The sequence below is a fragment of the Candidatus Neomarinimicrobiota bacterium genome, from assembly GCA_016784545.1.
GTDB lineage: Bacteria > Fidelibacterota > UBA8477 > UBA8477 > JABMPR01 > JABMPR01.
Map to the genome: position 1 here is coordinate 1 of JADHUM010000084.1, position 9,935 is coordinate 9,935.

The 9,935-nt window shown below is 42.5% G+C and carries 7 protein-coding genes; all 7 read left to right on the forward strand.

Going from position 1 to position 9,935, the window contains the following annotated elements; genetic code table 11:
* Positions 1–1,770, forward strand: a 1,770-nt coding sequence (secD, locus tag ISR87_14705; GenBank protein MBL7026691.1) for a protein translocase subunit SecD, incomplete at its 5' end; no start/stop codon positions are given.
* Positions 1,771–1,781: 11 nt separating this feature from the next.
* Positions 1,782–2,687: a protein translocase subunit SecF gene (gene secF / locus ISR87_14710; protein MBL7026692.1), complete on the forward strand. Its 906-nt coding sequence runs from the start codon at positions 1,782–1,784 to the stop codon at positions 2,685–2,687.
* A gap of 515 nt (positions 2,688–3,202) precedes the next feature.
* A complete protein-coding gene (locus ISR87_14715; protein MBL7026693.1) occupies positions 3,203–4,840 on the forward strand; it encodes an undecaprenyl/decaprenyl-phosphate alpha-N-acetylglucosaminyl 1-phosphate transferase in 1,638 nt (545 codons plus the stop codon).
* Positions 4,841–4,861: 21 nt separating this feature from the next.
* Entirely contained in the window at positions 4,862–6,091 is a 1,230-nt protein-coding gene (locus ISR87_14720) for a hypothetical protein (GenBank protein MBL7026694.1), read from the forward strand.
* Positions 6,092–6,456: 365 nt separating this feature from the next.
* Positions 6,457–7,617 carry a hypothetical protein gene (locus ISR87_14725; GenBank protein ID MBL7026695.1) on the forward strand — a complete coding sequence of 387 codons (1,161 nt, stop codon included), beginning with the start codon at positions 6,457–6,459 and terminating at the stop codon, positions 7,615–7,617.
* A gap of 274 nt (positions 7,618–7,891) precedes the next feature.
* Positions 7,892–9,436, forward strand: a complete 1,545-nt coding sequence (locus ISR87_14730) for a DASS family sodium-coupled anion symporter (protein ID MBL7026696.1) — start codon at positions 7,892–7,894, stop codon at positions 9,434–9,436.
* Between the two features lie 78 nt (positions 9,437–9,514).
* Positions 9,515–9,935: universal stress protein (locus tag ISR87_14735; GenBank protein ID MBL7026697.1), on the forward strand; the 421-nt coding region annotated here is incomplete at its 3' end.

A 9,935-nucleotide genomic window follows, 5' to 3' on the forward strand; every position in this document is an offset into this window, starting at 1 on the left:
ATGGATGAGACCCAAAAAGAAGCTCTGATTGAGAGTGGCAAAATGGAGAACATCCGGAAAAACATCATTCATCAGGGCTTGGATCTTCAAGGGGGAATGCATGTCGTCCTGGAAGTCGATCTTGAAGAGCTCATCAAAACCCGAGTCGAGGATGGTGACGCAGAAATTAACGACCTCATTAGCTCCAGCCTCGAAGAAGCTCAGAACAATGAAACTGAGTTTTTTTCCACCTTCGGAAAAAATGTCGATGCCACAAATATTCGCCTGGCCCGCTATTTCCCCATCTATGAAAAGGGACCCAATGCAGATGTCCTGGATGCACTGGAAGCCGACGCCAAAGATGCTGTTGATAGAGCCGAAGAAATCATTCGCAACAGGGTTGATCAGTTCGGTGTATCGGAACCGACTATCCAACGTCAGGGTGCCTGGAGAATCGTTGTTGAGTTGGCCGGTATTTCAAATCAGGCTCAAGCCAGAGAATTAATCCAGGCTACGGCATTATTGGAATTTGTTCTGGTGCAGGAAGACCCCCAACTTCTGGATGAGGTTATTCGTAATATTGATAAAGCCTGGGCCAGGGAGATGGGTGATGAAGTCCCAGAAGATTCCACTGAAGCAGTTGCTGCAGACACTAGCGAGGAAACCTCAGCGCCCAGTCTGGCTGACGTACTTTCTGGTGATGATGGAGACTCCCTTAGTATTACCGGAACTGGTGATCTCAACCGCCCATTCTCCTCATTGATTAATGTTGGCAGCAATACCATCTGGGTTCCTGAGGAAAATGTACGCTCCATTAAGCGCAAACTTGAGAAACCGGCAATTGCTGCAGCAATTTCAGATGAGAGCAAACTGGCATGGGGCGTCTCAACACGCGATATAACTGGAGATGGCCGTTTGCATAGAGCACTCTATCTCATGAAGAGCAGTGCTGAACTCACCGGTGATGTAGTTACTGATGCCAGGGAATCTCTTGGTGGCTTTTCCGGAGCTGAATTTGTTGTACATCTCTCAATGAATGACGAGGGTTCAAGGGAATGGACAAAAATTACAGCTGGGAATGTAGGGAAACGAATCGCCATTGTTATGGACGGAAATGTCCACATGGCTGGTGTAATCAGGGATAAAATCTCTGATGGGCGTACCCAGATTGAAGGAATGAATGATCTTCAGGATGCCAAAAAATTGGCCGTTGTTTTACGTGCCGGTGCTTTACCCGCACCTATGATAATTGAAGAGGAACGAACGATTGGTGCCTCTCTGGGAGCTGACTCAGTGGCAGATAGTACACGAGCTACCCTGGTTGGTTTCATTCTGGTGGTAATCTTTATGGCTGTCTATTATCGTGGAGCTGGCTTGATAGCTGATATTGCCCTGTTCCTCAATTTAGGCTTTACACTGGCTGTTCTATCAACCCTGAACGCCACACTTACCTTACCCGGTATTGCAGGCTTGATCCTGACAGTAGGTATGGCAGTTGATGCCAATGTGCTCATATTTGAGCGAATTCGAGAAGAGCTCAGAAATGCCAAGACTGTGAAAAAATCTATCGATGATGGGTTTAATAGAGCCCTCACGACTATTGTTGATGCCAACCTTACGACTATCCTGGCAGCAGGTGTTCTATGGCAGTTTGGTAGTGGTACAATCAAAGGTTTTGCAACCACATTATTCTGGGGGATTCTGACCTCCATGATAACAGCCATCTTCATCACCAGGACAATTTTCATGGTGCTGACTGAGCGTAAAACCATGACCAAGCTGAGTATTTAAGGATATTGAAAATGTTTGAATTGATCAAAAATGTAAATATCGACTTTCTCGGCAAACGCAAGCTCGCCGCCATGATTTCCGGCGCAGTTATTTTAGCCGGGTTGATAAGTATTGTTCTCCATGGTGGTCCCCTCTATAGTATTGATTTTGAGGGCGGGACCGAGATCCAGGTTTTATTTCAAGAATCCACAGATGCAGAGGCAGTTCGTAATGTCCTCTCTCAAATTGGATACGGTGATGCGGCCATCCGTGGATTTGGAAAAGTCGATGAATTTCTTATTCATGTTAAAACTTCAACCCAGAGTGAGGAGCAGGTCAGCACGATACGTGAGGCCCTGGCTTCAATCCATGGCGAAACAGGATTTGAAGTCAGGCGTCTTGAAACAGTGGGTCCTAAGATTGGTAAGGAACTCAAAGGCGATATGATCTCAGCAGTGCTCATCGCCATGATAGGGATTGTGATCTATATTTCAATTAGATTTCAATTTATGTATGCCATTGGTGCCCTGGTTGCATTGACTCATGATGTATTGATTACCCTTGGATTGTTCTCTTTACTGAACATGGAGATATCACTCTCAGTTCTGGCTGCCTTCCTGTTTATTGTGGGTTATTCACTTAACGATACAATCGTTGTGTTTGATCGGGTCAGAGAGAACGCCAAAGCCAAGCGTAATGATAGCTTTGAATCTGTCCTGAATTTGAGTTTGAATCAGACACTGAATCGAACAGTCATCACTTCATTGACAACTCTTACCGTTGTAATGATCCTGCTCTTCTTTGGTGGAGAGGTAATCAAACCTTTCGCATTTGCCTTAACTATAGGTCTGGTAGTGGGAACCTATTCTTCGATTTTTGTCGCCAGCCCCGTCGTTCTGATTTGGGATGAGAATCAGAAGAAAAAGGTACAAAAATAATTTTTTGATATTTGTCAGGAAACCTTCATAGAAAAGCACCTTTCGGGGTGCTTTTCTATGAAATCCAGAAATGGGGGAACCCATAAATAAATATTGTATGAGTTGTGGAAGTTGTCATTCCTCGAAAATGGTACTGCCAGGTCAATATCCAATAAATGAAAAATTATTAATTCAGTTTAATAATTTTAGTATCGATAGGTCGAAATAATTGGCAAGACGATAATTTGAATATATTGATTCCGATGGAAGTACGAGTTACCAATTTATTCAAGAAAAATCAATTGAACCGATCATGATCATTAATTGTTGCCAACTTATTAAACGAAAGTATGTTATTACCAAATATACAAACTGTTATGTGGCAATAACCCTGGCAGCTTACTTGATAATGTTATTTTTTTGACGAGCACCAATATGGATCTATTATATTTGTGACAAAAGTCTCATCAGTAGAGGTTTTTCATGTTATTTTAAACGGATTCTAAGTTTTTGTTTTGAACGTTTGAAGGATGGTAATGACCACAGTTAGTTATTTTGCTCTAATTTATGCTTCAACTCTATGGCTCTCTAGATTCCTCCTGAGATACATGGAACCGGAGATGTTTTTAGATCAGCCCACTGAACGAAAGCTTCATACAGAGGCAAAACCAAGGTTTGGAGGTATTGCCTTTGGTTCGGCCATAATCGTGGTTGGCTGGTTCATCATGAACGATCATATGCAATTCACCTGGTATTTTTTGGCAGGGATTACCATGTTTCTCTTGGGTGCGATCGATGATTACTGGAGCATCTCCTGGCGTTTAAAACTTCCTACTCAAATAATGACCGCTTTTCTGATTTGGGTGCAGTTTATCAAGGCAGTGCCTTTAATTTCCTTTTTCGGGATTTCGCTAACCGATAATCCCTTCATCATAGGAGCCTTATTCATCTTTTGGTTTGTAGGGATCGTGAATGCCGTAAATTTGATTGATGGGATGGATGGTCTTGCTGGGGGATACATATTTTTGACTTCCTTCTTTGCCCTGGTGATTGGTTGGGTGAGTGGAAATAAAGAGTTCATCTATTTCAATACGATTTTTATGGGTGCAATGGCCGCCTTTCTTCATTTTAATCAGAGACCTGCCAAATTTTTCATGGGGGATAGTGGTAGTTTACTCCTCGGTTACCATGTAGCCGTGCTTCCCCTCCTTTTTTTTGCTACGACCCCATCAATTTCGAATTTAAATATTACACCCTTCATTCTCCTGAGCAGCTACCTCATTATTGATACTGCTCGCGTATTTTACGATCGACTCAGAAAACGGTTGCACCCTTTAGAACCTGACCAGAACCACCTCCATCATTTACTTTATAATGAGACAGGCTCGTACAAAGGCACGTTGCTTACTATTTTTATTTATCTGAGTATTTTCGGCGTTATGGCGATTATCTCTCTTACGAGCTCCCCAGGTATCATCGCAATGACATGCTATTTGATTCTGACGATTGCACTCATTTTGGTAACAAAATTGACTGATTTTGGCCTGGTTTTGGTCAATAGAGTTATCGAGCGCTTCAGCTGGGATGAGGATCATCTCCCTGGTTACCAAATGCTGATTAGAATCCGTTTTCTACCCATATTAAGTTTGCTCTACTTTATAAGCATCATTATCATCTCAACATTTGGACAAGATTGGTCAACTGCTGCACCACTTCTAATTTTTAGCCTTATCTTAATAATAATTTTCTCATTTCGTGGCTCGATTTTTCCACATAATATGGAGATTCTGCTTATCGCTGTTGGTATAGTCCAGATTTATCTTCTAAACAGCCTTGAAAGATTTCCTCTTGCAGAGCTGGATAGTTCAATTCCTCAACTTATTGAAATTATTCGTTATGCAGTGCTTGGGTTAATCACAGTAATAACAACAGTGAATTATATCGCTAGATCAAAGTCTTTAGGACCTGATTTCTGGAAAATATCAGATCTCCTGATTTTCTTCATTCTCGTGGGGATGGCATCTCTCCAACCCTTAGGGATTGGTATTTCGCCTACCATGGCTGCAGAGTTAGGTATCCTATATTTAGCGAACAAACTTGGATTACCCCGTATGCTTAGTTTTTTTGCTGCCATGAGATCGGGTGATACGTCTACTCCAATTCACGTCAAATAACACTAAACACAAGCTGATGGCATGAGAATATTTCGTGGACCATTTCTCATCTGGGTCATCATTCTCTTTTTTGTGTCGTTCAGTTTCGGATCTGGAGTGAGGGTCCTGAGCAATCTATCTGTTGCTACTAAATCATTTAGTATTCCATTTGATTTTGTTACATCTAATCAAAACTTTAATCTCGAGAATCGATTCATCATATTTAGTCGGAATTACCCCACTGATTCCTATATGATTCATTCATACGATCGGAAAGATGTTACTCTTGTCACTGAGATCAGCGAGTTTAAATGGCTATTCATGAATCAATCATTCTCAGTTGGGAGAAATTATATCAGGTCTGGACCTACCATGAGAAATGCTGGTCTGTTCAGCTCATTTACTCCCAGTTTAAATCATGCATCATTGCATCTTGAACTATGGGATAAAGTTGAATATAACTACCATCTCATACGGCTGGATGATCGGCAGTCTGACGAAGGTGCTTACAAGCGATGGGGATATTATCGGAGGCTCCAATTCCCCGTTGGGACTCGCCTGATCCTTGGTTTGAAGGATTTTGTCTTAGCCACTGGTGTCCAACGAGGAGTGGATTTTGCTTACCTGAACCCAGCAGCAATATTTCAGTTGGAACAACTGCATGGAAACGTGGAGGAGGGCACGCCAGGAGCGAATAATGACAACCAGATGATGGGGATGGATATTGATTTTAAATTGGGGAACCAGAAGCGATTTTATTTTGATTTTTTGTTGGACGAGTTTCAAATCGATGTGGCTGATCGTGATCATGCCCAGGATGTGTTTGGTCTGACGCTGGGGTTTGAACAAAAATCTACTGAAAACTCGATTTTTATAGAATACTGGCTTGCTTCACCCTGGCTATACACCAATGGTGGCAAATTTACCAATGTTGAGGTCAATCAGATTCCGCTGGGATATATAGCACCCAATGCGTATGGATTCTCATTTGGCTGGAAGCATAATTTCGAAAAGCACCAAACCTTTTGTCTAATTAATATGCACAAACAAGGGGATCAGACTGTGAGCACACCCTGGGATTCGGTGGATAATATAATTTCCCTTGGTTTGCCAGATGCAAAATGGGAACCTGAATTGGACTTGCGGTTTCAGTACGCAGAACACAAAATTTTAAAGGAATTTAGACTTACGTATAATCTCCTAAACAGTCGAGGATTTCAGTTGATTGCTACATTCCAGGGATTGAATATGGAATATTTGAGTAACGATTAATCGCCACTATTCTTTATATCTGGCCAGACTCATACTGGTATTTAACAGATTGTTTTCCTATAAAATGGTATTTAAGGCTAGTTCACTCTATGCGCTTCCTAGATTTTGCATTGAGAGGTCGAAATTTGTTTAGATTAACATATCCCATCTGAAATTAAACATATGAAGCACACCTAAATAAACACCCCTCACAAAAAACCAAGTTTCATGGTCATTATCATATTATTTTGATCCACCCGGAAATTGGGTCCTATGCAATCAATTGTTGATCCTGGAATTATTATGATAAGATTTAGCTCAACATTTACAGGATAAGCAAATCGCTTAACAATAAAATTTGATTCCCATCGAATCATGGAGGAAGTATGAGTAAACCCAGCATCTATCTAATATCTATATTTTTGTTTTTCACCTGTGTATTTGCCGAGGTAAGCATCACGGGAGATGCCCGCGTCCGACCGCGTCTGGATATCATGGACAACGGGGCATATGGCATTAAATCAGAAGATTTCTACTATTACTATCGTGCCAGGATCCTAATAGCTGCCGATATTGGGGATGGCTATTTTTTCAATACCCGTTTAGGTCACAATGGGACCACCTCAAAAATCGGTGAATTCGGAACAGGTTTAACCCCCAGCAGTACCAGTGTACCAGGTGCAGGTCGCGGATCCGTGGATTTTATGGAAATGTATTTCGGACACACCGGTGAAAAATTCGGCTGGTCCGCTGGAATAATCCCCATAACACATAACCCCCTCCTAGACATTCACTATTACCCCTCAATCATCCTGGATAAACCCTGGGACACATATAACAACAACGCGGCTCATGGTTTCAACCTGAATTATAAATTCGCTGGGCAAAAAATTGATCTGAAGCTGCTGGTTGACAACAATGAGGGTAAGAAAATAGTCGATGCGTTTTTTGTTGAAACAAGTGATACATCCTATGGTTATGCCGTTGACAGTCTGGGTCATATCGTCCAGGATACTACAATTTCTCTGAGTACTGCTGCTGATTCCAAAACCAAGGATCAATACACCATGTATCTTAGCTACCCTATCTCCCTAATGGGCCTGAAAATGACGCCGCAATTTTTGATGACCCTCGCCGATGCAGGGAACCCTGCTCCAATGACTTATGGTGCTGAGCTAAATTTACCGAAAGTCGCCGGGTTTTCGGTATCTGCTTTTGCCGGACTCACAAATCAGTCAGTAACGGATAGCTTAACTGGAACTGCTGCCTATAAAGGTTGGATCTCCAGAATTAAATTAGTGGGCAAGTTGGGCCCGGGGACTTTGGTAGCCTCCTATGATATGGCTAATACGACGCCGGATATTGTAGCGGCTGTCTCAAGTAAGTTTACCTATCTGTGGTTGTCATACTCATACACCCTGCATAAATCTGAGAAAGGATCTCTGGTACTTGCACCAACCTATCGTCTCTACACAAACAAGATCGAAGGGAGCAGGGAATACAACCGCGCTAAAATAGAACTGACCACGCAGATAACATTTAAGTAGATATGTGAAGTGAGAGCGTGAATTTGCCTTTAACAATGCATAGCACATTTCTCGTCACCCTGGCTAGAGTGTTTCGTCCCGCTGAGCTAGTGTCATCCCGAGCGGAGTCGAGGGACGAAGTGCGACGTTTCCGTCAATGACTCATGCTTCGACCACCGCCTTCTGCGGGGCAGGCAGGCTCAGCAGGACGATTCTGGCTCACCCTGATGAACAAGGGCTCAGCAGGATGAATTGTAACGGTATCAATAATTAGGAACGAATCTTGCACGACGAAATAACTGATCTCTCCAAAAGTATTACCCAAAAAATTGGCCTGACCCTGGGACCGATTTTGTTTTTGGTGATCATCCTGTTTTTTGATTTTGATCCTGAAAAACCAGTCATTACACGTATGGCCGCAGTCGCAGTATTAATGGCTGTCTGGTGGATCACCGACGCCATCCCCTTATATGCCACAGCATTACTTCCTCTGTTACTCTATCCCTTACTTGGGATACTTAAAGGCAAGCTCGTTGCTCCAATTTACATCAATAGCACCATTTTCCTGTTTATCGGGGGATTCATGATAGCTCTTACCATGGAGAAATGGAAACTTCATCGACGTATTGCCCTGTTTATTATCAGATTTATTGGCGGAGGTCCAGCTCGGATTGTACTTGGATTCATGATTGCCGCCGCATTTTTATCCATGTGGATATCAAATACGGCAACCGCAATAATGATGGTCCCCATTGGCCTGGCCATAGTGATGCAGATGGAAGAAAAATTCGCCGAGAAAGAAACACATAACTTTACTGTTGGTCTGATGTTAGGTATTGCTTATGCCTGTTCCATGGGGGGCGTGGCAACTCTTGTAGGAACACCCCCCAATCTTTCGTTTGCTCGAATAGTTGAAATCACTTTTCCAGAAGCTCCCCTTATAACATTCGGAAGCTGGTTTGTCATGGCTTTACCCATATCGATAATCATGATTGTAATTATCTGGCTGATCCTGACAAAAATATTCTTTCGCGTTCCACAACATATCAATGTTGACCCTGCCCTAGTGGAGGAGGAATACCGCAGTCTGGGAAAAATGGCTTATGAAGAAAAGGCCGTATTAACAGTATTCTCGCTCACAGCAATATTATGGGTTTTTCGCAAGAAACTCACCCTGGGTATTTTGACCATTCCGGGTTGGTCACAACTGATCCCTTATCCTGATCTGATTGATGACGGAACAGTGGCATTATTCATGGCTATGATACTCTTCTTCATACCCACCAGGAGTAAAGATGTTAGATCTGCAACTTTGATGGGAGCGGATGTGATTAAAAATCTGCCCTGGAATATCGTCCTGCTCTTTGGTGGCGGTTTCGCTCTGGCAAAAGGATTTCAGGTAACAGGTCTTTCTTCTTTGATAGGGAATGAGTTTGCCGGTCTGGCAGGAATGTCTCCCGTAATCATGATCCTTTTTATTTGCTTTGGATTGACCTTCTTAACCGAGCTAACATCCAACACAGCCACCACTGAAATGATACTACCCATTCTCGCTTCCGTTGGATTTGCCATGCAAGCGAACCCACTGGTCCTGATGATTCCCGCTACCATCTCCGCCTCCTGCGCATTTATGATGCCGGTTGCAACCCCACCCAACGCCATTGTTTTTGGCAGCGGGCGAGTGAAGATCGCTGAGATGGCCAGAGCAGGATTTTTTATAAACATCATCGGCGTCATCGTCATCACAACCTACTTTTATACAATTGGCGCAGATTTAATGGGGATTGAAACAGATATTTTCCCGGAATGGGCTAAACATCTCGGTACAAGTGCACATTAATTGTCTCAGGTCATGTTTCCTTAAACAACAGGATGCTGAATGTTTAAATAAAAATTATTGATAACGAATGGAGCTCAAATGAAATCAATAAAAAAAGTAATGGTCGCTCTGGATCTCTCCACAACCTCTAATGAGACTTTAGGCTACGCACTTTTGATGGCAGGAAAATTCAATGCTGAATTACTCATCATTAATGTGATCAATAGCAGAGATTTGAATATCATTCGCAAAATTGCATCCAATCAGTTTGATAGATCAATTGAGGCCTATGCTGAAAAAGCAGAAAAGGAATACATCGAGCGCGAAATGCGGGAGCGTAAAGCAGGTTTTGATCACTTACTTGAGGATATGAACAGCCCAAAACTCAAGCTTAGAATTATTTTCAAAATAGGCGTTCCATTTAAGGAAATTATTGCTGCAGTAGAAGAGGAAGCTGTCGATCTCATGATTGTTGGTTCTGAGGGTCGCAGCAATGTATCAGATGTATTTCGAGGATCCA